This is a genomic window from Aureimonas sp. SA4125 (assembly GCF_019973775.1).
Classification (GTDB): domain Bacteria; phylum Pseudomonadota; class Alphaproteobacteria; order Rhizobiales; family Rhizobiaceae; genus Plantimonas.
Genome location: NZ_AP025032.1, coordinates 4,894,689 through 4,916,917, shown reverse-complemented (window position 1 = coordinate 4,916,917; position 22,229 = coordinate 4,894,689). Strand labels below are relative to the sequence as shown.

Sequence of the window (22,229 nt, the reverse complement as noted above, 5' to 3'; positions counted from 1 at the left end):
GAAATCGCGCACGGGTCAGAACGCCCTTTCCGGCAAAGGCCATGGGATCCGGGGCCCGGAGGCGGCGACGTGCCGTCCCCGGGCCGGAATGAAGAGATCGCGGTCTACTGGTTGACCTCGGTCTGGCCCATGATTTCCTGCGCGGTGAAGTTGATTCCGCAGGTCGGGAAGGAATTGCCGACGAAGAAGTTGTCGGTCTCCTTGGCGTAGAAGCTCTCGCCGTCCTTGAAGTCGGGATCGGACACGATCGAGAGCGGCAGCGCGATCGACTGCGGCACCACCTCGCCCTCCAGGGCGGCCAGCGCCGTCTTCATGGCGACGGCCACCTGCGCCGGACCGCTGCCCGCCGAGGTGCATTTCAGCCCATCCTTGGAATGCTCGGAGCAAAGCTTGCGGAAGCCGTTTTCCGTCTCGCCACCGACGGGAACGAAGGGGTGCCCGGCGTCGATCATGGCGCGCACCGTTCCGGTCGAGCCGCCCTGCACGGAGACGCCGTCGAACGCCTTGTGCACCGCAATGGCATCGGCCACGACCTTCTGCGCGGTGCCGTCATCCCAGCGCCCGACGACCTCGACCGTCTCCCAGGGGCCCGGAGAGGCGGCCAGAACTTCCTGGATGCCGTCATGGCGGTCGCGATCGACCGAGGTGCCGGTGACACCGCGTACTTCCAGGAGCTTGCCCTTGCCGCCGGGAACGTTCTTGACGAGCCACTCGCCCCAGAGCTTGCCGAGGCCCTTCTGGTCGACGTTGACATTGATCGCCTCGTCGGTGTCCAGCGTATTGTCGAATGCCACGAGCACGACGCCCGCGGCCCTGGCGCGCTTGATCACCGGCTTGAAGGCGGTCGGGTTCTGCGCGTTGACGATGACCGCGTCGTAACCGGAGTTGATGAAGTTATCGACGGCGGCGATCTGCGCCGCGACGTCGTCGCCCGTCGAGACCACCTTGAATTCCTTCAGCTTCGCCTTCACCTCGGGCTGCTCGGCATAGGCCTTTGCCGTCTGCACCATCTGGATTCGCCAGGTGTTGCCGATGAAGCCGTTGGCCAGCGCGACGCGGTAGGGACCTTCCTTCTTCGGATACTGGAAGAACTTCGTCTCGGCGGTCAGCGGCTTGTAGCATTCGGGATCGGCGCTCGGACCGGAAACGATCTCCGGTCCCGCAGCCTTCGCGCCGGCCGTCATGGCGAGCACGGCGGCCGTCACGGCAAGCCCGGCAATGAAAGGGCCGCGACGCCGCTTCGGTGATGTCGGCTGGAATGTCATGCTGTTTCCTCCCCAGGATACGATCATCTGCGCAGCCCCCGTCTGAGGGACAGCGTCAGTCCTCTGCCGAGAGGCTGCGGCCGGGTCACGCCCGTCGGGCGCGGCCTGTCGCAGATCCCGGATCCGGCTTCGCGGCAGCCTCCCAGCAACCTTGCGAAAGCACGCAGATCGCTAACTAGGATATGAGTTTCGCAAAGCCGGCAAGAGACAATCGTGCGGTGGAACCCGGCGGCGGCGCATGCCTTTGGCCACCTCTTCCACAAGGGCCCCAAACGGCGCCCCGGCTTGCGGTTGCGGCCAGGATGCAGGGCGCCGCTGAAGCGTGCGCGGCGGCATCCGGGTGCGAGCCTGGCGGCGGTATCGGAGGTCCTTTCCTTCGCAGGACGGTGCGCGCGTTCAACAAGGGCGAGCAGATTTGAACTGCCGCCTTCACCTTGCACGGGTTGCGAAAACCGGGCGCTCGTCATGACCTGGCTTGTGAGTTGCCGAGGCTGTCTTGCGTGGATGCCCGCCATCACTTTTGCCCCCTCGTTCTGCGCTCCCTGCGCTTCCGGCTTTGGCGCAGCCGCTGACATTCTTGCAAAAATCTGAAATTGCTCGTCTTAGAAGATGCGTTCGAAAGCCGGCGCATGTCGGATGGCCTCTGGCATGCCGTGCCGGCGGAGTGGGAGTTGAGACATGGCACGCAAGATCAGGGACGCGTCCTGGCTGGTGGACGAGGCGGCCGAGAGCGCGCCGGCCGTTCCCTGCTGGCTGTGCGGGCGTGACTTGGGAAAGACGGTCGACCGGTTTCACCCTGTTCCCAAAAGCCGGGGCGGCCGCGACACCGTGCCGGTCCATCCGATCTGCCGCGAGACCATCGACGCCAATTTCTCGGCAAGCGAACTCGTTCGCCATGCCGAAAGCGGAACGCCCCTCACCGACAACGAGACGGTCGCCCGCTTCGTGAGATGGGTCGCGGGCAAGCCCGCCGACTTCCACTCCGCGACGAAGTCCGGACGATAGGACTGCCCGCCTGAGGCCGATCAGCTTCGCCGTGGCGCTGCGGCCAAGGACCCGCCCCATCCCTCGCCGCCGCCGGGCGGGCGTTGCAATAGCCCGATCGGCTCCGCCGCGATACCGACGGCGCCCCGATCTCAGCTCTTGTGAAAGCTCTCCTGCAGCCCGTAGACGGGCGTCGGAATCCCCTCGTGGCGTGCCTTCAGCTGCAGGGCCAGGAACTGCGAGTAGTGGCGGGACTGGTGGAGATTGCCGCCGTGGAACCAGAGGTTCTCCACCTGCGTCGGCTTCCACATATTGCGCTGCTCGCCCTCCCAGGGACCGGGATCCTTGGGCGTATCCGAGCCGAGGCCCCAGCATTTCCCGACCCTGTCGGCGGTCTCGCGGTCGACGAGGTCGGCGACCCAGCCGTTCATCGAGCCATAGCCGGTGGCATAGACGATGAGGTCGGCGGGAAGATGCGTTCCGTCCTTCAGGAGGACGCCGTCCTCGGTGATCTCCGCGATGTCGCTGCCGCTCTTCAGCTTGATCTTGCCGTCGATGATCAGCTGGCTCGCGCCGACGTCGATGTAGTAGCCCGAGCCCCGCCGGAGATACTTCATGAACAGGCCGGAGCCGTCAGCGCCCCAGTCGAGCATGAAGCCGGCCTTTTCCAGGTCCTCGTAGAATTTCGCGTCACGCTCGCGGATGGCCTCGTAGACCGGGATCTGGAAGGTGTGGAGGATGCGGTAGGGGAGCGAGGCGAAGACGAGGTCGGCCTTGGCGGTCGTCACGCCGTTGGCGACAGCCTCTTCCGAATAGAGCGAGCCGAGGCCGAGCTCCATCAGCGAGTCCGATTTGACGATGTGGGTCGAGGAGCGCTGCACCATGGTGACGTCGGCCCCGGCCTCCCAGAGCGCCGCACAGATGTCGTGGGCGGAATTGTTGGAGCCGACGACCACCGCGCGCTTGTCCTTCCAGGCGTCGGGGCCGGGATGCTGCGAGGAATGATGCTGCTCGCCCTTGAACCGCTCCATGCCGGGGAATGACGGCCAGTTCGCCTTGGCCGACATGCCGGTGGCGAAGACCAGCTGCCTCGGTTGCAAGACGATCTCCCGGCCGTCCTTCTCGACGGTGACGGCCCAGGTCTTCGTGCCCTCGTCGAATTTGGCGCTTTTGGCCGTGGTCGAGCTCCAGTAGTTGAGCTCCATCACCTTGGTGTACATTTCCAGCCAGTCGCCGATCTTGTCCTTCGGGGCGAAGACCGGCCAGTTCTTCGGGAAATCGAGATAGGGGAGATGGTCGTACCAGACGGGGTCGTGCAGGCAGAGCGACTTGTAGCGCTTGCGCCAGCTGTCGCCGGCCCGCTCGTTCTTCTCGACGATGATGGTCGGCACGCCAAGCTGGCGCAGCCGCGCGCCAAGCGCGATGCCGCCCTGGCCGCCGCCGATGATGACCACCTCGGGCTGTGTGGTATGGCCGAGCTCCTCGGCCTCCTTCTGCCGTTTTTCCAGCCAGCTCAGCCTGTCCTTCGCCGCGCCGTGCTCGGCGCCCATCGGCCGGCGCTCGGCCATGGGCTCCTCGAAACCCTTCAGCTCGGTCATGGTGGTGAGAAAGGTCCAGGCCTTGCCGTCCTTCAGCCTGAGATGCCCGCGGCCGCGCGCGACCTCGGTCTCGAAGGTGAACCAGCTCTCGGTGACGCCGCCGGCTTCCGACGGCTCTTCCTCGATGCGAAAATTGTGCGGCCGGACGCTGGTGAGCACCGTCTGCAGCATGGCGCGGATCTCGTCGGGCCCCTCCAGCGTCTTGATGTTCCAGGTGAAGCTGACGAGGTCGCGCCAGAAACTCTCCTCGCCGAACAGGGCCGCCGCCGCGCCCGCCTCGCCGGCGGCAAGCACCGCCTCGAAGCGTCTCAGCCAGGTCTCCACCGTGCCCCGGTCCGTGGTCGGCGGTCGTTCCAGCGTCTCGCTCATCCCGTGTCTCCCCGAGGTCGGTGCCGGGAGAAGGATTGCCGGGCGACGGCGGCTTGTCCATCATGCAGGTGCGAAACGCGGATGCAGCATGGGCAGCGGCGGAGGCGCATTTTGGGCCAGCCCCGGGCTGCGGCGGGACGCATTCCCGATGCGGTTTGTCCCGGCCGCTTCCGGGTCCGGAAGGAACACCGCGCGCTGTTTGCAAACAGCGGCGCCGCCGCCTATCCCTGCCCCGGCAAGATCCGGTCCGGCGGACGGTGCCCGTCCATCAGGGTGCGGATGTTGATGATGACCTTCTCGCCCATGTCGATCCGCGCCTCGATCGTCGCCGAGCCCATATGCGGCAGGAGGACGACGCGGTGCTCCTCGGCGAGCTTCATCAGGCGCTTGTCGATGGCCGGCTCGCCCTCGAAGACGTCGAGGCCGGCGCCGGCGATGCGCCCCTCCTCGATCAGCTTGACCAGCGCCTGCTGGTCGATGATCTCGCCGCGGGCGATGTTGACGATGAAGGCGTGCGCCGGCATCAGCGCCAGCCGACGCGCCGACAGGAGATGGAAGGTCGCCGGCGTCGAGGGACAATTGACCGAGACGATGTCCATGCGGGCGAGCATCTGGTCGAGGCTCTCCCAGTAGGTCGCGCCGAGCTCGGTCTCCGTCTTGGGGCTGACGCGGTGCCGGTTGTGATAGTGGATCTCGAGCCCGAAGGCTCTTGCCCGCCGGGCGACGGCGGTGCCGATGCGGCCCATGCCGACGATGCCGAGCTTCTTGCCGGTGATGCGGCGGCCGAGCATCCAGGTCGGCGACCAGCCGGCCCAGCGCTCGCCGGAGATGAGGCGGCTGCCGCCCTCGACGAGACGACGGGGCACGGCGAGGATCAGCGCCATGGTCATGTCGGCGGTGTCCTCGTTGAGGACGTTCGGCGTGTTGGTGACGAAGATGCCGCGGGCGTGCGCCGCCTCGACGTCGATGTTGTCGACACCGTTGCCGTAGTTGGCGATGAGCTTCAGCCGCTCGCCGGCCTGGGCGATCATCGAGCGGTCGATGCGATCCGTCACGGTCGGCACCAGAACGTCGACGCGCCGCATCGCCGCCACCAGCTCGGGCTGGCTCATCGGCGCGTCGGTGGCGTTGAAGCTGACGTCGAAAAGCTCGCCCATGCGCTGCTCGATCGGCTCGGGCAACCGGCGCGTGATGGCGACGACAGGCATTTTCCTCTCGGTCACGCTTCCGTCTCCCCGACCCCGGCCTCAAGGGCTTGTTAACCTCAACGCGCGATGATCGGCGCATCGAGAAGCCCGTCCATAGCAAGCAGCGATCCGAAAAACAAAGCGTCCCGGTCACGGCCGGCGCCGTACCGACGCTCGCCCCTTGCAATCCTGGCCTCGGCCCTGGAATCTTAGTCTGGAGTAACCCGTGCGTCGTGCATTCCGTGGCCTCGCCCTTGCCGGCATCGCATCGATCTTCGCCAGCCTGTCCGTGCCGGCCGTGGCGCAGGAAACCGGCTCGATCACCGGCGCCTATTCCAAGCTTGCGCTGCCGCGCTTCGTCTCGCTGAAGTCCGCGCGGGTCAATCTGCGCGTGGGACCCGGCCGCGACTACGCGGTGACGTGGCTGTATCTGAAGCCCGGCCTGCCGGTGGAAGTCGTGCAGGAATACGAGCTGTGGCGCCGCGTGCGCGATAGCGAGGGCACCGAGGGCTGGGTCTATCACTCGCTCCTGTCAGGCGACCGCACGGCGATCGCCGCTCCCTGGCTGAAAGGCAAGAGCACGACGATCGACATGCACAGGTCGGCGACCGAAGACGCCGCCCTCGTCGCCCAGCTCGAGCCCGGCGTCGTCACCAAGGTCGACGAATGCGGCCTCGGCTGGTGCGCGGTCGAGGTGTCCGGCCGCAAGGGCTACCTGCGCCAGCGCGAGATCTGGGGCGTCTATCCGGACGAGCGCTTCTAAAGCGGAATGGCTTTTCTTCGAATCGCCGTCCCGCTTTCGTCCTTTGTTTCCGCATGATCTCTTTCCGAAAGCCGGAAGCCACCTTTCGGGATCATGCTCTAGCGGCGGCGCCGCCGGACGAGGCTCTTCCGGCGCCCCGCGACGCCCGAACAGCACTTCGGCTCATCGGGCAACGAAAAAGGACGAAGAGGCTGAATGCCTCTCGTCCTTTTGTCTTCCAGCGTGTCGTCTTGTCTTAAAGAGTGTCTTCCAGCGCCCTGCCCCCACCCCCGTCTCCCAGCGCCCTGGCTTCTAGAAGCAAGGCCGAGGATACCGGTCCGGCCGTCGGTGCGATCAGGTCGCCGGCGCGGCAGCCTTGCGGCGCAGGCGGACGACGACGTCGACATTGACGATCTCCATCCCCTCCGGCGGCTCCGGCAGGCGATCGAGCCTGAGGCCTTCACCGGGAATGTCGATCATCTGATTTTCTTCCTCGAGGAAGAAGTGATGGTGATCGGAGGTATTGGTGTCGAAATAGGTCCGCTGGCCCTCGCCGGTCAGCGGCCGGATGATGCCGACGTCGGTGAACTGGTGCAGCGTATTGTAGACGGTCGCCAGCGATACGGGTTCACCGGCCTTGTGCGCTTCGGCGTAGAGCTCCTCGGCCGACAGATGGCGGTCGCCGGATCCGAAAATCAGGTTGCAGAGCGCCACGCGCTGGCGTGTCGGCCGCAGGCCGGCGGCGCGAAGACGCTCGAACACACAAAATGAATTCATCCGGGCCCGACTTTCCATCGATATTCCCACGCTTTCGATATCAAAGCTTGTCGCTCCTTCTTTAACGGAAGGACGAAGGTCCATGCAAGACCTGGTGCAAGACCTGGTGATTGTCGGCAGCGACGGCAACCGATGGCGGCGGCTACACGTCGCATCCGTCGCCAAGGACGGCAAGCGCCTTGCCCGAGCCGCGCAGCGGCAAGACGTAACGCCCGCGGGGGGTCGACACCTCCGCTGCCTTGCCGGCCTTCAGCGCCGCGATGAGAGGCGAGAACGCCTCGAAAGGAGCGATCCGGACAAGCTCGCCCGACGCCGTGGCGCCGGATCGCGCCGCCGCGATGAAGGCGACGCCGTCGACCGAGACGACGACGGTGTAGTCGGCATCGCGCGGCAGTCCCGCTCCGCCCGAGACGACAAGTGCCAGACGCCCGGCCCCCGCACAGCGAAACAGGAGGGCCGGCGTCGCGTCGCCGAGGAGATAGCCGGCCGAACGGCCGGAGCCGCCGACGGCCTGGCCCGTCCACCCCTCCGCCGCCATGGCGGGCTGGACGACGGGACCGGCGAGGCAGAGTGCCAGGATCGGTGCGAAGCGGCGGCTGATCGGCATTCGCGCTCCCCGGCAAATTCGCGTCCCGGCTGCCGGGCGCTTACAATCCTGCCGCAAAATCCTTAGCTTGGCCAGGAATGGGCGACAAGCGACGGCGGACGATCGGCATGGCACGGGTTTGTCTCGGGCTCGACCCGTGCTAAGGGCGACGCCGAAACCGGCGGGGACCGGACGGGTTGGGATGATCATGGCACCTGGCAAAGCGCATTACGATTACGACGAACTGATCAGTTGCGGCCACGGCCAGCTGTTCGGCCCCGGCAACGCGCAGCTTCCGCTGCCGCCGATGCTGATGTTCGACCGCATCACCGAAGTGACCACCGATGGCGGCCAGTTCGGCAAGGGGTCGATCAAGGCCGAGTTCGACGTCGATCCCGATCTCTGGTTCTTCAAATGCCATTTCGAGGGCGATCCGGTGATGCCGGGCTGTCTCGGGCTCGACGCGCTCTGGCAGCTCACCGGCTTCTATCTCGGCTGGCTCGGCGAGCCCGGCCGCGGCCGGGCACTCGGCGTCGGCGAGGTGAAGTTCACCGGCCAGGTGACACCGAAGGTCAAGCTCGTGGAATACGGCGTCGAGTTCAAGCGCGTCATGCGCTCGCGCCTGAAGCTCGGCATCGCCGAGGGCTGGATGAAGGCCGACGGCGAGGTCATCTACACCGCCAGCAGCCTGCGCGTCGGGCTGTTCTCGGACGAAGAGCCCGTCAGCGAATAGGCTTCTGGCGTGCCGAGCCCCGCCGGCGGCGGATGCGGGGCAGGACAAGTTTGGAGGAAATGCGATGAGACGTGTCGTGGTCACCGGAATGGGGATCGTGTCGTCGATCGGCAACGATATCGAAGAGGTCCTGGAGTCGCTGATGGAGGCCCGCTCCGGCGTCTCCTTCGCCGAGGACTATGCCAGCCATGGCTTCAAATGCCAGGTGCAGGGCGAGCCGAAGCTCGATCCCTTCGCCGTGCTCGACCGGCGCACCGCGCGCTTCATGAGCAAGGGCACGGCCTGGAACTACATCGCCATGGAGCAGGCGATCAAGGATTCCGGCCTCGAAGAGTCCGACATCGTCAATCCGCGCACCGGCATCATCATGGGCTCGGGCGGACCGTCGACCCGCATGATCGTCGAGGCTGCCGCGATCACCGAGAAAAGTGGCCCCCGGCGCATCGGTCCGACAGCCGTGCCGAAGGCGATGAGCTCGACCGCCTCGGCCGTGCTCGCCACCCAGTTCAAGATCAAGGGCGTCAACTACTCGATCTCTTCGGCCTGCGCGACGTCGAACCACTGCATCGGCAATGCCTACGAGACGATCCAGATCGGCAAGCAGGACATCATCTTCGCCGGCGGGTCGGAGGATCTCGACTGGACCATGTCGAACCTCTTCGACGCGATGGGTGCCATGTCGTCGGACTTCAACGACAAGCCGAGCGAGGCCAGCCGCGCCTATGACAAGGACCGCGACGGCTTCGTCATCGCCGGCGGTGCGGGCGTCCTGGTGCTCGAGGAATACGAGCACGCCAAGGCGCGCGGCGCCAAGATCCTCGCCGAGATCGTCGGCTACGGCGCGACCTCGGACGGCCACGACATGGTCGCCCCGTCCGGCGAGGGCGCGGCGCGCTGCATGCGCATGGCGCTCGAGACCGTCGACACCGAGATCGACTACATCAACCCGCACGCCACCTCGACGCCGGTCGGCGACAAGATGGAGATCCAGGCCATCCGCGAGGTTTTCGGGGCCAAGATCCCAAAGATCTCGGCGACAAAATCCCTGACCGGCCATTCGCTCGGGGCCACCGGCGTGCAGGAGGCGATCTACTCGATCCTGATGATGCAGAACGACTTCATCGTGAAGTCGGCGCATATCGACGAGATCGATCCGGAATTTGCCGACCTTCCGATCGTCAGGGAGCGCGTCGACAAGGCCGGTCTTCGGACCGTCCTCTCCAATTCGTTCGGATTCGGCGGCACGAATGCAACGCTGGTTTTCCGCAAAGTGGACGACTGATCGCGTCCCTGACTGTAATAGGGCGAAACATCACGTGTCATCAGCAGCTTGCCCGATATGCTATCGCCTGTCGCCAAGACACGGCGATGTGACGGACGAGACTAGCGAAGGGAATGCTCGATGGGCGATCTGATGAAGGGCAAGCGCGGCCTCGTTATGGGTGTCGCCAACCACAATTCCATCGCCTGGGGCGCCGCCAAGGCGCTGTCCGCCCAAGGCGCGGAAATCGCGCTGACCTATCAGGGCGAGGCGTTCGGCAAGCGGGTGAGACCGCTCGCCGCGGAGATCGGCTCGACGATCCTCCTCGACTGCGACGTCGAGGACATCGCCTCGGTCGACAGGGTGTTCGAGACGCTGAAGGCCGAATGGGGCACGATCGACTTCCTCGTCCACGCCCTCGCTTTCTCCGACAAGAACGAGCTGAAGGGCCTCTACGCCGACACGAGCCGCGACAACTTCGCCCGCACCATGCTGATCTCCTGCTTCTCCTTTACCGAGATCACCCGGCGGGCCACCGACATTATGACCTCGGGCGGCTCGCTTTTGACGCTGACCTATGGCGGCGCCACCCGCGTCATGCCGAACTATAACGTCATGGGCGTCGCCAAGGCGGCGCTGGAGGCCTCGGTGCGCTATCTCGCCGCCGACTACGGCCCGCGCAACATCCGCGTCAATGCCGTCTCGGCGGGCCCGGTGAGGACGCTTGCCGGCGCCGGCGTCTCGGATGCGCGGCTGATGCTGAACTACCAGCGCAAGAACGCGCCGCTCCGACGCAGCGTCTCGGTCGACGAGGTCGGCGGCTCGATCCTCTATCTCCTGTCGGACCTCGCCAATGGCGTCACCGGCGAGATCCACTACGTCGATTCCGGCTACAGCATCATGTCGATGCCCTCGCTCGACGAGTTGAAGATCCAGGAGCGCCGCGCCGCGATCGTCGACGACGAGACGGCAGCGCAGGCGGCGAAATAGCGGGCAGCGCCGCGCCGCCGGCCTTCCTGTGCCCGTGGGGCAGTCATGCCCCGCATATCGCTTGGGCAGTCATGCCCCGCATATCGCTGGATAATCACTGCCGCGAGAGTTCGGGCGATTGCCGAGATCACCCGAGAGGCTGGGATTCAGTCTGCCGCGCCGGATAGTGCGAAAACCGGGTCCGGCTTTTTAGCCGGGCGCCCTAGGCCGAAGGCCCCCGGCGTGCGGCGCGGCGGCGGCGCATGCCGATAGCCCCGGCGATTCCGGCACCGGCCGCCCAGCCACCGGCAAAGCCGGCAATGGTGAGGAACAGACCGTCGCCCGTCACCGGCAGTGCCGGGCGAAAATCACCGAGAGTCCGGCGCAGCAGAGCCCCGTCCGGGTCGCCGAGCGCCAGGAACGGCCGCAGCAGCGGCGGATTGCGCGTCAGGATGTCGTAGCGCTGCCGCAACTGTGCATACCGAGCGATGGTCGTCGCAGCATCCTCTCCCTGGCGCGCGACGAAGCTGTCTGAAGCCTCGCGCAAACGGGCCACGGCCGACTCCCGCGACAGTCCCGCCGTCGCCGCGCTCGCATCGAAACGCTCGACGACGCTCGCCAGGGCATCCACGGCCCCACCCAGGCGCTGCAGATATTGCTGGGTCAGTTCGCTGGCCTGGCTCACCAGACCGCCGAAGAAAAGTGCCGCGACGACGCGGATCAGCAGCGCGCTCATGCCGGCCGTGTCCATGCTTGCGACGGTGTCGGTTTAGGGCAGAAGGTCGTCTTCTCGCGGAGGCGCACGGTTTCATCCGGGATCATCATGCCCCGTCCTTCTCGATCCCCGTCAGCCTGGCCCCGTCAGCCTGGCATGTCGACGGGACGGAAGAAAGGCGGTGGCCCCGTGCGATAACGCTCACCGCCGGACGGCCGCCGCCATCGATATCGCTCCCCAGGGGCTTCAGAGCTGCTCCACGCGCTCGGGATGGACGACCTCGATCCGCCCCTCCAGCTTGTGTGGGGCAAGGCCTTCGCGCCAGGCGAGCAGATGCGGCATGGTGAAGTGCTTCGCCAGCGCTTCGCGCGTCTCCCATTGCTCGACGAAGACGAGGGTCTCCGGGTCCAGCACGCTGGCGAGAAGATCGTAGCGCAGGCATCCCGGTTCCAGCCGGGTGGCGTGAATGCATGGCGTCGCCGCGGCGACGACGGCCGCCTGCGAGCCGGGCCGGATCTTCAGTGTCGCGATCAAGTAAATCAATGTGTTCCTCCCCTTGCGCCCGAAGCTTCCGCAGCGCGTGCCCTTCATGCCGTGCCCGGGGGCCCCGCGTCCAGCGGGCGCATGAAAAAAGGCGCGCCCCTTGCGGAGCGCGCCTCGATCGAACATGCGGGAGAAAGGACGCTTACGCGGCCTCTTCGCCGCCCTTGATCTCTTCGCCGGTGGCCTGGTCGACGACCTTCATCGACAGGCGGACCTTGCCGCGCTCGTCGAAGCCCATCAGCTTGACCCAGACCTTCTGGCCTTCCTTGACGACGTCGGTCGTCTTGGAGACGCGCTCGGCGCCCAGCTGCGAGATGTGCACGAGACCGTCGCGCGAGCCGAAGAAGTTGACGAAGGCGCCGAACTCGACGGTCTTCACCACCGTGCCCTCGTAGATCACGCCGACTTCCGGCTCGGCGACGATGGAGTGGATCCACTTCCGCGCCGCTTCGATCTCCTTGGCCGAGGACGAGGCGATCTTGACGGTGCCGTCGTCCTCGATGTTGATCTTGGCGCCCGTCTTCTCGACGATCTCGCGGATGACCTTGCCGCCCGAGCCGATGACGTCGCGGATCTTGTCGGTCGGCACCATCATCACCTCGATGCGCGGCGCGAACTCGCCGAGCTCGGCGCGGTTGGTCGACAGGGCCTTGGCCATCTCGTCGAGGATGGTCAGGCGACCGCCCTTGGCCTGGTTGAGGGCGACCTTCATGATCTCCTCGGTGATGCCCTGGATCTTGATGTCCATCTGCAGCGAGGTGATGCCTTCGGAGGTACCGGCGACCTTGAAGTCCATGTCGCCGAGATGATCCTCGTCACCGAGGATGTCCGAGAGGACGGCGAAGCGCTCGTCTTCCTTGATCAGGCCCATGGCGATGCCCGCGACCGGACGGCCGAGCGGCACGCCCGCGTCCATCAGCGCCAGCGACGTGCCGCAGACGGTCGCCATCGAGGACGAGCCGTTGGACTCGGTCACCTCGGAGACGGCGCGGATCGTGTAGGGGAAGGCTTCCTTGCCGGGCAGCATCGGGCGAATGGCGCGCCAGGCGAGCTTGCCATGGCCGATTTCGCGGCGGCCGGGCGAACCCATGCGGCCGGTCTCGCCGACCGAATAGGGAGGAAAGTTGTAGTGGAGGAGGAAGCTCTCCTTGTAGGTCCCGGTCAGGGCGTCGACGAACTGCTCGTCCTCGCCGGTGCCGAGCGTGGCGACGACGAGCGCCTGGGTCTCGCCGCGGGTGAACAGCGCCGAGCCGTGGGTGCGCGGCAGGATGCCGGCCTCGGCGACGATCTGGCGGACCGTCGAGAGATCACGGCCGTCGATGCGGCTGCCGGTGTCGAGGATGTTCCAGCGGACGATCTTCGCCTGCAGGTCCTTGAACACCGCGCCGACGACTTCCTTCGGCGCCTTCGGATCCTGGCCCTCGGGCAGGAAATGCGCCATCACCTTCGCCTTCACCGCGTCGACGGCGGCGTAGCGGGCCATCTTGTCGGTGTTCTTGTACGCATCGCGCAGCTCGCCTTCGACGAGGGCGAGCATGTCCTTCTCGAGGCCGGAATTGTCGGCGGTGACGTGCTCGCGCGGCTCCTTGGCGGCGTGCTCGGCCAGCTGGATGATCGCGTCGATCACCGGCTGCAGGCCACGGTGGCCGAACATGACGGCGCCGAGCATGATGTCCTCGGACAGCTCATGGGCTTCCGATTCCACCATGAGGACGGCGTCGTGCGTGCCGGCGACGACGAGGTCGAGCTCGGACTCCGGCATTTCGTCGACATGCGGGTTCAGCTTGAACTCGCCGTTGATGTAGCCGACGCGGGCGCCGCCGATCGGGCCCATGAAGGGCACGCCCGACAGCGTCAGCGCGGCCGAGGCGGCGACGAGCGCGACCATGTCGGGATCGTTCTCGAGGTCATGCTGCAGGACGGTGAGGACGACCTGGGTGTCGTTCTTGTAGCCGGCGGCGAACAGCGGACGGATCGGCCGGTCGATGAGGCGCGAGGTCAGCGTCTCCTTCTCGGACGGACGGCCCTCGCGCTTGAAGAAGCCGCCCGGGATCTTGCCGGCGGCAAAGGTCTTTTCCTGGTAGTTGACGGTCAGCGGGAAGAAGTCGAAGCCGACCTTGGGCTTCTTCTCGGACACGACAGTGGCCAGAACGACGGTCTCGCCGTAGGTGGCGAGCACCGCGCCGTCGGCCTGGCGGGCGATCTTGCCGGTTTCCAGAGTGAGGGTACGGCCCGCCCACTCGATCTCGACTTTGTGCGTATTGAACATTGGATGTGTGCCTTTGGTGGGCGCCGCGGCCGGCCGGAGGGCCTTGCGCGGTCGCATTCGCTTGTCAGAAGCGTGTCATGGGCAAGACGACGGGAGGCTTCGGGAAAGGGCTGTCCCTCTCGGCACGATCGCGCCCGAACGGCTTTGCCGTCGCGGACCATGCCGGGAAGCCTCCGGCAATCCTGCCCCATGACCGTTTCGGTTCATCCCGGCCGCCTTTCGGCCGCCGGACGGGGCAGGGCCTCGCCCGAAAAGGCGAAGCTCCTGATAGAGAACCGGCGGGATCGTCCTCGGGACGCCCGCCGGGCAGTGGATACTAGCGGCGCAGGCCGAGGCGCGCGACGAGCGCGGTGTAGCGCGGCTCTTCCACGCGCTTCAGGTAATCGAGCAGGCTGCGGCGGGTGGCGACCATGCGCAGAAGGCCACGACGCGAGTGGTTGTCCTTCTTGTGCGACTTGAAATGGTCGGTCAGGTTGTTGATGCGCTCGGAGAGCAGCGCGACCTGGACTTCCGGCGAGCCGCTGTCGCCTTCCTTGGTCGCGAATTCCTTGATGACTTCAGCTTTACGCTCAGGCGTGATCGACATCGTCTAGCCCTTTCTGATGATGGGTTCTGGGTCGCCCGAGGCAGGGATGTCGTCCAGCCTGGGCCATGGAAGCGCGTGGACAGGGCCAAAAGCCCGTCGGCGCTGGGCGGGGTATAGTCCAATTTTGCGGGGAATGCCAGTCTGGTGCCGGAAGGGACCGATCCCCTCACAATCGGCAGGCACCCTTCACTCCCACCACGGATCGCCCTCCCGCCGGTCTCCCGTCCAACAGCCGCAGGAAAGTCGCTCCACGCCGCAGCGATCGATTCCGATATCGCGCAGCATCCGGTCGTCCCGCCGCGCCAGCAACTGCGCGAAGGCGGCTCGCCGCGCGCGTTCCATCCGTCTGGTCGCCCATCGCCGGCCGATGGCGATCCACAGGCTTTTCGACCAGCCCAGGCGGCGCTTCGGGGGGATTTCGGACATCTCGGCATCTCCTGTGAGCACCGCCCTTTCTTCGATCCGAAGCCAACATTTGACAAACGAGTTATTCCGCCATTTTCTATGAGAATTCCTCATGCCGATCGCGAGACATGCCGTGACGCTGGACAGCGAACTTCTGCGCACCTTCCTCGCCATCAACGATGCGGGAAATTTCACCAAGGCGGGCGAGGCCGTCGGTCGAACGCAGTCAGCCGTCAGCCTGCAGGTCAAACGCCTCGAGGGACTTGTCGGAGCGCCGCTCTTCACCCGCGGACCGCGCGGCGTGGTCGGCACGGCGGCGGCGGAATATCTGCTGCCCAACGCCCGGCGCATCATCGCCCTTCTCGACGAGACGTCCGCGGCCATGCGCAGCCGCCCGCTCAACGGGCCGGTGCGGATCGGCATGCCGGAAGAGTACAGCCACACCATCCTGCCGCAGGCGCTCGGCGCCTTCGCCAAGCGCCATCCGCTGGTCGAAGTGACGGTCAGCTATGCCAGTTCGGCCGCCAACCGCCAGGCCGTCGCGGCGGAGGGGCTCGAACTGGCCGTGGTCTTCGAAGAAGCCGGCACAGGATCTGCGGAATGGCTCGCCACTGACCCGACCGTCTGGGTCACCTCCACCGTCCACTGTGTTCACGAACAGGACCCGGTGCCGGTGGCGCTGAACGCGACGCAGGGCTGGTGCCGGGCGGTCGCGCTCAACTCGCTCGACCGCGCCGGCATCCGGTTTCGCGCGGCCTATACCGCCGACACATGCAGCCCCCTGCAGGCTGCGGTCACGTCGGGCCTTGCCATTGCGCCGCTCTGTCGCAGCCAGATTCCGCCGAAGTGCCGCGAGCTGACCGAAGGCGACGGTTTCGGCATCGTCGACAGCTCATCGGTCGGATTGTTGCGCAACTCCATGGCTACCGGAGCGGTCGTCGACGGCATGGCCGAGGCCATTCGCGGAGCCTTCGCGCAACGCACCTTCGAGTGACCAACCCTGGTCGCCCGCTCGGGCGGTTGCCAAGCTTGGCTGACACCCGCCTATACCGCTGATGCCGCGAAGTCAGCCGGCTTCAACGGCCGCCTTGCGATCAGCCCCGGCCGCCGAACACCCGCTTCGGCCGAAACTCGCCCTCCTCGACGGCGCCGAGCGCCACGAGGCGACCGCCGCCGGTGGCGTAGGCTTCCTCGCAGGAGGCGGGTGCGTCGCGGCCGCGCAGCAGCACGGGATTGCCGGAGCGCACCCTGCCCGCCTGCTCGTCGGTGAGCGGCACCTCGTAGAGATCGCCGAGGGCGAGCGCGGGATCGAGAACATATTCGTCGAGGCCGGAGAAATCGACGACGCGCGGCTTGGCACCGGCCTCGACCTCTTCCTCTGTCAGCGTCTCGCGGCCTTCGTCGGCCGCCATTTCGAGATCGGCGAGCGTCACCATGTCCTCTTCGTCGAAGGAGCCGACGACGATGCGCCGGAGATCGACGATGTGGCCGAAGCAGCCGAGATCGCGTCCCATGTCGCGGGCGATCGAGCGGACATAGGTGCCCTTGCCGCATTCGGCCTCGAAGACCGTCGTGTCCTCGGCCATCTCGACGAGATCGAGACTGTGGACCGTGACGGTGCGGGCGGCGATCTCGAACACCTCGCCCTCGCGGGCCAAGTCATAGGCCCGGTTGCCGTCGATCTTGATCGCCGAAAACTGCGGCGGCACCTGACTGATCTCGCCGGTATAGCGTGCCATGATCGCGTCGACGTCGGCCCGGCTGGGCCTTGCGTCGGAAACGTTCACGGCCGTGCCCTCGGTGTCGTCGGTGGTCGTCTCGACGCCCCATTTCACCGTGAACTGATAGACCTTGCGGCCATCCATCACGTAGGGAACGGTCTTCGTCGCATCGCCGAGCGCGATCGGCAGCATGCCGGAGGCCAGCGGGTCCAGCGTTCCCGCGTGACCCGCCTTCTGGGCGAAGTACAGCCATTTGATCTTCGAGACCGCCTCGGTCGATCCCATGCCTCTCGGCTTGTCGAAGATCACCCAGCCGGAAACCGGCCGGCCCTTCGGCTTCTTGCCGCGTCGTGGTGTCATGCTACTCGGTCGCCTCCGAGCGCTTCACCATGACTTCCGCGGTCTTGGCGCGGCAATCGGCGGGCAGCTTCTGCTTGCGCCCGACCTTCTGATAGCCGCGCTGCATCATGCGCTCGGCCGAGATCCGGCCGGCAAAGGTGGTGGAGGAATTGTGCGGGCCGTAATCGTCGCCGAGCGCCTGGATCAGCATCGGATCGAGAGCGGCCATCGGCGGCAGCTCGTTGCGGATCGCCTCTTCCATCGCCTTCGTGGCTTCGGCGGAATAGGCGATCTCGGCGACCTTGGTCGAGATCGGATCAGGCGTGCGCAGCGAGCGGTCGAGCGAATAGGGCAGGCCCGATTCCTCGATCATGGTGACGAGCGCGCGGGCGTCGTCGGAGTCCATGGAGCGGGCATTCACGTACAGCTGGTAGCGTTCGCCGGGGGATTTCGCGCCCAGTTTCTCATCTGTCCAAATCATGGTCGTCGTCCTTTTCTCGTGTCTCTGCAGCAAGGTCCCTGGCGACTTCCGGCGAGCGCAGCAGCGCGTCGATGCGGGCGTAGTTGTCGAAGGACGTATCGGTCTTGAACCGGATATCCGGCATGTACTTCATCGTCCGCAACGCCGGTGTGATCCGGCCGCGGACAAACTTCGAGTGGCGGTTCAGTGCCTCGACATAGGGCTCGACGTCGGCCTGGCCGAGAACGGTGATATAGGCCGTCGCCAGCTTCAGGTCGGTCGCCATGCGCACCTCGGTGACCGAGATCACCGCGCGGTCGAGCAGCGGGTCGTTGAACGACTCGCGCGCCAGCACCTCCGTCACGGCGTGACGGACCTTCTCGCCGATGCCGAGCTGGCGGTTTGTCGGGCCGGCATCTTTCCTACCGGCCATTCTGGCTGCGTCCCATGGTGTTCGTCTTTTCTGTTGTGTCCCGTCTGCCGAGACGTGGGGCCTGCGGCGGAGACGAAAAGCCTGCACTGCCGTTTCCGGCAGTCCCGCCGCGCCTGTCGACCGGTTCCATGCGATCTGGCGGACAGCCTGCCCTCGCATCTCGCGGGCAGGTCATCCCCGTTTCGCGCGGGCGCTGTCATGCAGCGCTGTGGCTCCGCTCGAAGCCATGCGCATCGGAAGTGTACCACGATCGAGCGGCAAGCCGATGTCACCGGGCGGCGGCGCCCCGAGGATCTGCCGATCCGGCCTTTTTCCAAATAGGCAACGGCCCGGATGGTTGATCCGGGCCGCCTGACTGCAACGTCGAAGGTCGCCTAGAGCGTGCGGGCGAAATGCTCGACGCGGAAGCACTCGATGACGTCGCCCTGGCGCATGTCCTCATATTTCTCGAAGGCCATGCCGCATTCCTGGCCCGACGGCACTTCCGACACTTCGTCCTTGAAGCGCTTGAGCGTCGACAGCTTGCCCTCGTGGATGACGACGCCGTCGCGGATGAGGCGCACGCCCGCACCGCGCTCGACCTTGCCTTCGGTGATCCGGCAGCCGGCGACCTTGCCGACCTTGGTGATGTGGAAGACCTCGAGGATCTGCGCGTTGCCGAGGAAGGTCTCGCGACGCTCCGGCGACAGGAGGCCCGACATCGCCTGTTTCACATCGTCCACGAGGTCGTAGATGATGTTGTAGTAGCGGATCTCGATGCCCTCGCGCTCCGAGGCCGTCCGCGCCTGGGCATTGGCCCGGACGTTGAAGCCGATGATCGCGGCGTTGGACGAGGAGGCCAGCGTGATGTCCGACTCGGTGATCGCGCCGGCACCCGAATGGATGATCCGCGCCCTGACCTCGTCGGTGCCGAGCTTGTCGAGGGCGGAGATGATCGCCTCGACCGAACCCTGCACGTCGCCCTTGATCAGGAGCGGGAACTCCTTGAGCCCCGTATCCTGCAACTGCGACATCATCTGCTCGAGCGAGCCGCGCTGGCCGGCGGACTTCGCCACCTGCTTCTCGCGCGTCAGGCGCTGACGGTATTCCGAGATCTCGCGGGCGCGGGCCTCGTCGTTGACGACGGCGAAGCGATCGCCGGCCTGCGGGGTGCCCTGCATGCCGAGCACCTCGATCGGCATCGACGGCTCGGCCTTCTTCAGCTGCGCGCCCTTGTCGTTGACGATGGCGCGGACCTTGCCCCACATGTCGCCGGCCACGACGATGTCGCCGATGGCAAGCGTGCCGGACTGGACGAGCACGGTCGCGACCGGGCCGCGACCCTTGTCGAGCTGTGCCTCGATGACGACGCCCTCGGCGGTGCGGTTCGGATCGGCCTGGAGTTCGAGGAGTTCGGCCTGGAGCTGGATGGCCTCCAGGAGCTTGTCGAGCCCGAGCCCCGTCGTGGCCGAAACCTCGACGTCGAGCACCTCGCCGCCCATGGATTCGACGAAGACCTCGTGCTGCAGAAGCTGCGTGCGCACCTTCTGGGCATCGGCCGCCGGCTTGTCGATCTTGTTGATCGCCACGATGATCGGAACGCCCGCCGCCTTGGCATGCTTGATCGATTCGATCGTCTGCGGCATCACGCTGTCGTCGGCCGCGACCACGAGAATCGCGATGTCGGTCGCCTGCGCGCCGCGGGCCCGCATGGCGGTGAAGGCGGCATGGCCCGGCGTGTCGATGAAGGTGATCGGGTAGCCCTCGTGGACCACCTGATAGGCACCGATGTGCTGGGTGATGCCGCCGGCCTCGCCGGTGACGACCTTGGTGTGGCGGATCGCGTCGAGCAGCGAGGTCTTGCCGTGGTCGACATGGCCCATGATGGTGACGACCGGCGGCCGCGACACGAGGTTCTCGACATTGTCGGCGACGTTGAAGATGCCTTCCTCGATGTCGGAGGCGGCGACGCGCTTCGGTGTATGGCCGAATTCCGACGCGATGAGCTCGGCCAGATCGGCGTCGATGACGTCGCCCGGCTTCATCATCTGGCCCTGCGCCATCAGGAACTTGATGACGTCGACGGCCCGCTCCGACATGCGGTTGGCGAGTTCCTGGATGGTAATCGTTTCTGGGATGGTGACCTCACGCGCGATCTTCTCACGCTGTTGATTCATTTGCGAGCGCTTCAGCTTGTCCTGGCGGCGACGCATCGACGACAGCGACCGGCCACGGGCGCCCTCTTCCGACGTCAACGCCTTGTCGAGCGTCAGCTTGCCCTTGCGGCGATCTTCCTCGGTGCGGGCACGGGTCGGCTTGGCGACCTCGACCTTGACCGAGCGGCGTGCGCCGGCAGGGCCGCCGCGCGAACGGCCGGCGACTTCCTCGAGTTCGCCATCGGCACGGCGCGTGCCCTTGACGACTTCGCCGCGCGCCGGACGGACCAGCGGATCCTCGCCGGGGACATTGCTGACCGGCGGCTGGGCGATATTGGCAGGACGGCGCGAGGCCTCCTCCTCGGCCTTGCGGCGGGCGGCCTGCTCGGCTTCGAGACGCGCGGCCTCCTCGGCCTGGCGACGCTCGCTCTCCTCGCGCTCGGCGCGGCGACGCTCGTCGTCGGCAACGCGGCGCGCCTCATCGGCAAGGAAGAGGCGACGCTCTTCCGCTTCGCGCTGCTTGGCGAGTTCGAGCGCCCGGCGGCGGGCGTCCATCTCGCGCGACGACAGGTCGTTGAGGACGGCACCGCGCGGCTGACGGCCCGGCGTGGCGGCCGCCGGCCGCGGCGTCGGCGCCGCGGGGCGCACGGGTTGGGCGGACGGACCGGACCGATTGGCGTTCGGCCCCTGCGACTGGCCCGTGCGACCCGAAGGCTGCGGCGCGCCGGTGCGGCCCGCACCCTGGTAACCCGTTGCCGGACGAGCCGGCGCGGAAGACGACGGCGCTGCCGGCTTTGCCGGGGCTGGCGAAACGGCAGCAGCCGGCGCGGACTGCGCAGCAGGCGGGCTCGCAGCGGGCGCCTTCGCCTCCACGACGGCCGGAGCCGGCGCTTGTGCTGCGGGCGTCTCGGCGACGGGTGCCTCGACCGTGGCGGCGAGGGGCGCCGCCTCGGCCTTCGGCTCGACGACCTTGGCAACTGGCTCGGGCGCCGGCGATGCAGCGGCGGGCTCGGCCGCGACCGGCGCGGTCGATGCCGGTGTCGGCGGCACGACGGCCTCAGAGATCGGCGCAGCCGGCTTCGGCGCCTCGGCGACGGGCGCCTGGGCAGCCGCCTGCAGCGAGGCGGCCAGCGCCGCGGCGCGGTCGGCCGACAACGGCGGGGTCGGCCCGTCCTTGGCATCCTGCGGGCCGACGATACGGCGCTTCTTCGTTTCCACGACGACGTTGTTCGTCCGGCCATGCGAGAAGCTCTGGCGGACCGTCGACTGCTCGACACCCGGGCGCTTCAGCGTCAGGGTCTTCTTCGTGTTCACGCTCAGCGTCTTGTCGTCGCCGGATTTCGTGTCGCTCATCTAGACTTCCGCTTCCTGTGCAGGTTCGACCCCACACCCACCATCCATGCCGGGACCATCCGCCTGCGGATGATCCGAATTCTTCTTCGTGGCGTCCTCCCCGCCTGTCGGCGCATCCGCCTCCGGGGAGTTCGCTTGGGTCCGGGGACCCCGATATGTCGACAGCGCTTCCAAACGCTTCAGAAGGGCTGCGCCCGCATCGCCGGCAAGGACGGCAGCATGTATCACATTCTCGCCGCCGAAGGCCAAACCCATTTCATCCGAGGTAAACGGACGAAAAACCGGGATGGGATCGGCGTCCCCCAACGCCACGGCGGCGGTGCGGGCATTGTCCAGTTTGCGGATGCCGTCGGCCGCCGCATCCGTCGCATGCACGACGGCGATCGCGCGGCCCGTGCGGATGGCGATATCCACCTTGGCCGCGCCGGTGACGAACTCGCCGGCTTTGCGGGCGAGCCCGAAAAAGCCGAGCGCGCCGCGCCGGAGCAATTCATCGACCTCGGCCCCCAGGGTCTCGGCCGCCTTGACGTCTTTCTTCAGCGCCCGCCCGAAGAGCTTGCGCTTGACGGCGAGATCCACCGCCGCGCGGTTGGCCTCGACATGTGCGCCTCGGCCCGGCAGTCGCCGACGGAAATCCGCAACGACGGAGCCGTCGGGCGCCGCGACGAAGCGGATCAGTTCCTCGGGCTCGAAGGTCCGGCGCGACACGATGCACATGCGCGTGTTCACCTCGCCCTCCAGCCCGTCACCGGCTTCCGGCACTTCAGAGCCGGAGCCGGTCTCGTTCGCCGATTCGTCA

General features: G+C 66.7%; 21 protein-coding genes. 6 read left to right on the top strand and 15 right to left on the bottom strand.

The features are described from left to right. Positions 1-104: 104 nt before the first annotated feature. The gene (locus Sa4125_RS23240; RefSeq protein WP_224008187.1) at positions 105-1,184 is read right to left on the bottom strand and encodes a sugar ABC transporter substrate-binding protein; all 1,080 of its coding nucleotides are present in this window, start codon (positions 1,182-1,184) and stop codon (positions 105-107) included. Between the two features lie 759 nt (positions 1,185-1,943). Here Sa4125_RS23240 and Sa4125_RS23235 point away from each other — a divergent pair. Beyond that, positions 1,944-2,270, top strand: coding sequence for a hypothetical protein (locus Sa4125_RS23235; RefSeq protein ID WP_224002210.1), 327 nt, complete (start codon positions 1,944-1,946; stop codon positions 2,268-2,270). A gap of 131 nt (positions 2,271-2,401) precedes the next feature. On the opposite strand, the gene Sa4125_RS23230 is transcribed toward Sa4125_RS23235, so the two are convergent. Beyond that, on the bottom strand, positions 2,402-4,216 hold the full coding sequence (locus tag Sa4125_RS23230) for an NAD(P)/FAD-dependent oxidoreductase (RefSeq protein ID WP_224002208.1): 1,815 nt from the start codon (positions 4,214-4,216) through the stop codon (positions 2,402-2,404). 221 nt (positions 4,217-4,437) lie between these two features. Then, positions 4,438-5,439, bottom strand: coding sequence for a D-glycerate dehydrogenase (locus tag Sa4125_RS23225; protein ID WP_224002206.1), 1,002 nt, complete (start codon positions 5,437-5,439; stop codon positions 4,438-4,440). A 253-nt stretch (positions 5,440-5,692) separates the two neighbouring features. Between Sa4125_RS23225 and Sa4125_RS23220 the strand changes: the two genes are divergently transcribed. Continuing rightward, the gene (locus Sa4125_RS23220; protein WP_224008186.1) at positions 5,693-6,166 is read left to right on the top strand and encodes an SH3 domain-containing protein; all 474 of its coding nucleotides are present in this window, start codon (positions 5,693-5,695) and stop codon (positions 6,164-6,166) included. A gap of 333 nt (positions 6,167-6,499) precedes the next feature. On the opposite strand, the gene irrA is transcribed toward Sa4125_RS23220, so the two are convergent. Further along, positions 6,500-6,922, bottom strand: coding sequence for an iron response transcriptional regulator IrrA (gene irrA, locus Sa4125_RS23215; protein WP_224002204.1), 423 nt, complete (start codon positions 6,920-6,922; stop codon positions 6,500-6,502). Positions 6,923-7,064: 142 nt separating this feature from the next. Further along, entirely contained in the window at positions 7,065-7,529 is a 465-nt protein-coding gene (locus tag Sa4125_RS23210) for a hypothetical protein (protein ID WP_224002202.1), read from the bottom strand. 187 nt (positions 7,530-7,716) lie between these two features. On the opposite strand from Sa4125_RS23210, the gene fabA reads away from it, so the two are divergent. The 3 genes from fabA (at position 7,717) to fabI (ending at position 10,492) form a co-directional block, all read left to right on the top strand. Continuing rightward, the gene (gene fabA, locus Sa4125_RS23205; RefSeq protein ID WP_224002200.1) at positions 7,717-8,241 is read left to right on the top strand and encodes a 3-hydroxyacyl-[acyl-carrier-protein] dehydratase FabA; all 525 of its coding nucleotides are present in this window, start codon (positions 7,717-7,719) and stop codon (positions 8,239-8,241) included. Between the two features lie 64 nt (positions 8,242-8,305). Continuing rightward, positions 8,306-9,523, top strand: coding sequence for a beta-ketoacyl-ACP synthase I (gene fabB / locus Sa4125_RS23200; protein WP_224002199.1), 1,218 nt, complete (start codon positions 8,306-8,308; stop codon positions 9,521-9,523). Positions 9,524-9,643: 120 nt separating this feature from the next. Then, positions 9,644-10,492, top strand: coding sequence for an enoyl-ACP reductase FabI (gene fabI, locus Sa4125_RS23195; protein WP_224002198.1), 849 nt, complete (start codon positions 9,644-9,646; stop codon positions 10,490-10,492). 202 nt (positions 10,493-10,694) lie between these two features. Here fabI and Sa4125_RS23190 read toward each other — a convergent pair whose 3' ends face one another. The 5 genes from Sa4125_RS23190 to Sa4125_RS23170 all read right to left on the bottom strand — a co-directional run bounded on the left by Sa4125_RS23190 (position 10,695) and on the right by Sa4125_RS23170 (position 15,010). Next, positions 10,695-11,207: a DUF2937 family protein gene (locus Sa4125_RS23190; RefSeq protein WP_224002197.1), complete on the bottom strand. Its 513-nt coding sequence runs from the start codon at positions 11,205-11,207 to the stop codon at positions 10,695-10,697. Positions 11,208-11,432: 225 nt separating this feature from the next. Continuing rightward, complete coding sequence (locus tag Sa4125_RS23185; RefSeq protein ID WP_224002195.1) at positions 11,433-11,729, bottom strand: putative quinol monooxygenase; 297 nt, start codon at positions 11,727-11,729, stop codon at positions 11,433-11,435. 142 nt (positions 11,730-11,871) lie between these two features. Then, on the bottom strand, positions 11,872-13,998 hold the full coding sequence (gene pnp / locus Sa4125_RS23180) for a polyribonucleotide nucleotidyltransferase (RefSeq protein WP_224002193.1): 2,127 nt from the start codon (positions 13,996-13,998) through the stop codon (positions 11,872-11,874). Between the two features lie 316 nt (positions 13,999-14,314). Then, the gene (gene rpsO / locus Sa4125_RS23175; protein WP_224002184.1) at positions 14,315-14,584 is read right to left on the bottom strand and encodes a 30S ribosomal protein S15; all 270 of its coding nucleotides are present in this window, start codon (positions 14,582-14,584) and stop codon (positions 14,315-14,317) included. A gap of 186 nt (positions 14,585-14,770) precedes the next feature. Beyond that, entirely contained in the window at positions 14,771-15,010 is a 240-nt protein-coding gene (locus tag Sa4125_RS23170) for a hypothetical protein (RefSeq protein WP_224002182.1), read from the bottom strand. Positions 15,011-15,101: 91 nt separating this feature from the next. Between Sa4125_RS23170 and Sa4125_RS23165 the strand changes: the two genes are divergently transcribed. Continuing rightward, entirely contained in the window at positions 15,102-15,983 is an 882-nt protein-coding gene (locus Sa4125_RS23165; protein ID WP_224002180.1) for a LysR family transcriptional regulator, read from the top strand. A gap of 100 nt (positions 15,984-16,083) precedes the next feature. Here Sa4125_RS23165 and truB read toward each other — a convergent pair whose 3' ends face one another. The 5 genes from truB to Sa4125_RS23140 all read right to left on the bottom strand — a co-directional run bounded on the left by truB (position 16,084) and on the right by Sa4125_RS23140 (position 22,192). Next, positions 16,084-17,070: a tRNA pseudouridine(55) synthase TruB gene (gene truB, locus Sa4125_RS23160; RefSeq protein ID WP_224002178.1), complete on the bottom strand. Its 987-nt coding sequence runs from the start codon at positions 17,068-17,070 to the stop codon at positions 16,084-16,086. 1 nt (position 17,071) lies between these two features. Continuing rightward, complete coding sequence (locus Sa4125_RS23155; RefSeq protein ID WP_224002168.1) at positions 17,072-17,530, bottom strand: hypothetical protein; 459 nt, start codon at positions 17,528-17,530, stop codon at positions 17,072-17,074. Then, positions 17,514-17,942 carry a 30S ribosome-binding factor RbfA gene (rbfA, locus tag Sa4125_RS23150; protein WP_224002166.1) on the bottom strand — a complete coding sequence of 143 codons (429 nt, stop codon included), beginning with the start codon at positions 17,940-17,942 and terminating at the stop codon, positions 17,514-17,516. Before rbfA ends, Sa4125_RS23155 begins: the two co-directional genes overlap by 17 nt. Before the next feature lie 374 nt (positions 17,943-18,316). Next, positions 18,317-21,430 carry a translation initiation factor IF-2 gene (infB, locus tag Sa4125_RS23145; protein ID WP_224002164.1) on the bottom strand — a complete coding sequence of 1,038 codons (3,114 nt, stop codon included), beginning with the start codon at positions 21,428-21,430 and terminating at the stop codon, positions 18,317-18,319. After that, positions 21,431-22,192, bottom strand: coding sequence for an RNA-binding protein (locus Sa4125_RS23140; RefSeq protein WP_267461383.1), 762 nt, complete (start codon positions 22,190-22,192; stop codon positions 21,431-21,433). It lies immediately after the preceding gene. Positions 22,193-22,229 lie beyond the last annotated feature (37 nt).

Excerpts from the sequence above, each read along its gene's own strand:
- truB (WP_224002178.1), bottom strand. The coding sequence starts at position 17,070 with ATGACACCACGACGCGGCAAGAAGCCGAAGGGCCGGCCGGTTTCCGGC.
- fabI (WP_224002198.1), top strand. The coding sequence starts at position 9,644 with ATGGGCGATCTGATGAAGGGCAAGCGCGGCCTCGTTATGGGTGTCGCC.
- Sa4125_RS23240 (WP_224008187.1), bottom strand. The coding sequence starts at position 1,184 with ATGACGGCCGGCGCGAAGGCTGCGGGACCGGAGATCGTTTCCGGTCCG.
- Sa4125_RS23165 (WP_224002180.1), top strand. The coding sequence starts at position 15,102 with ATGCCGATCGCGAGACATGCCGTGACGCTGGACAGCGAACTTCTGCGC.
- fabB (WP_224002199.1), top strand. The coding sequence starts at position 8,306 with ATGAGACGTGTCGTGGTCACCGGAATGGGGATCGTGTCGTCGATCGGC.
- Sa4125_RS23210 (WP_224002202.1), bottom strand. The coding sequence starts at position 7,529 with ATGCCGATCAGCCGCCGCTTCGCACCGATCCTGGCACTCTGCCTCGCC.
- Sa4125_RS23230 (WP_224002208.1), bottom strand. The coding sequence starts at position 4,216 with ATGAGCGAGACGCTGGAACGACCGCCGACCACGGACCGGGGCACGGTG.
- infB (WP_224002164.1), bottom strand. The coding sequence starts at position 21,430 with ATGAGCGACACGAAATCCGGCGACGACAAGACGCTGAGCGTGAACACG.
- Sa4125_RS23190 (WP_224002197.1), bottom strand. The coding sequence starts at position 11,207 with ATGAGCGCGCTGCTGATCCGCGTCGTCGCGGCACTTTTCTTCGGCGGT.
- rbfA (WP_224002166.1), bottom strand. The coding sequence starts at position 17,942 with ATGGCCGGTAGGAAAGATGCCGGCCCGACAAACCGCCAGCTCGGCATC.
- Sa4125_RS23155 (WP_224002168.1), bottom strand. The coding sequence starts at position 17,530 with ATGATTTGGACAGATGAGAAACTGGGCGCGAAATCCCCCGGCGAACGC.
- Sa4125_RS23235 (WP_224002210.1), top strand. The coding sequence starts at position 1,944 with ATGGCACGCAAGATCAGGGACGCGTCCTGGCTGGTGGACGAGGCGGCC.
- fabA (WP_224002200.1), top strand. The coding sequence starts at position 7,717 with ATGGCACCTGGCAAAGCGCATTACGATTACGACGAACTGATCAGTTGC.
- Sa4125_RS23170 (WP_224002182.1), bottom strand. The coding sequence starts at position 15,010 with ATGTCCGAAATCCCCCCGAAGCGCCGCCTGGGCTGGTCGAAAAGCCTG.
- rpsO (WP_224002184.1), bottom strand. The coding sequence starts at position 14,584 with ATGTCGATCACGCCTGAGCGTAAAGCTGAAGTCATCAAGGAATTCGCG.
- pnp (WP_224002193.1), bottom strand. The coding sequence starts at position 13,998 with ATGTTCAATACGCACAAAGTCGAGATCGAGTGGGCGGGCCGTACCCTC.
- irrA (WP_224002204.1), bottom strand. The coding sequence starts at position 6,922 with ATGAATTCATTTTGTGTGTTCGAGCGTCTTCGCGCCGCCGGCCTGCGG.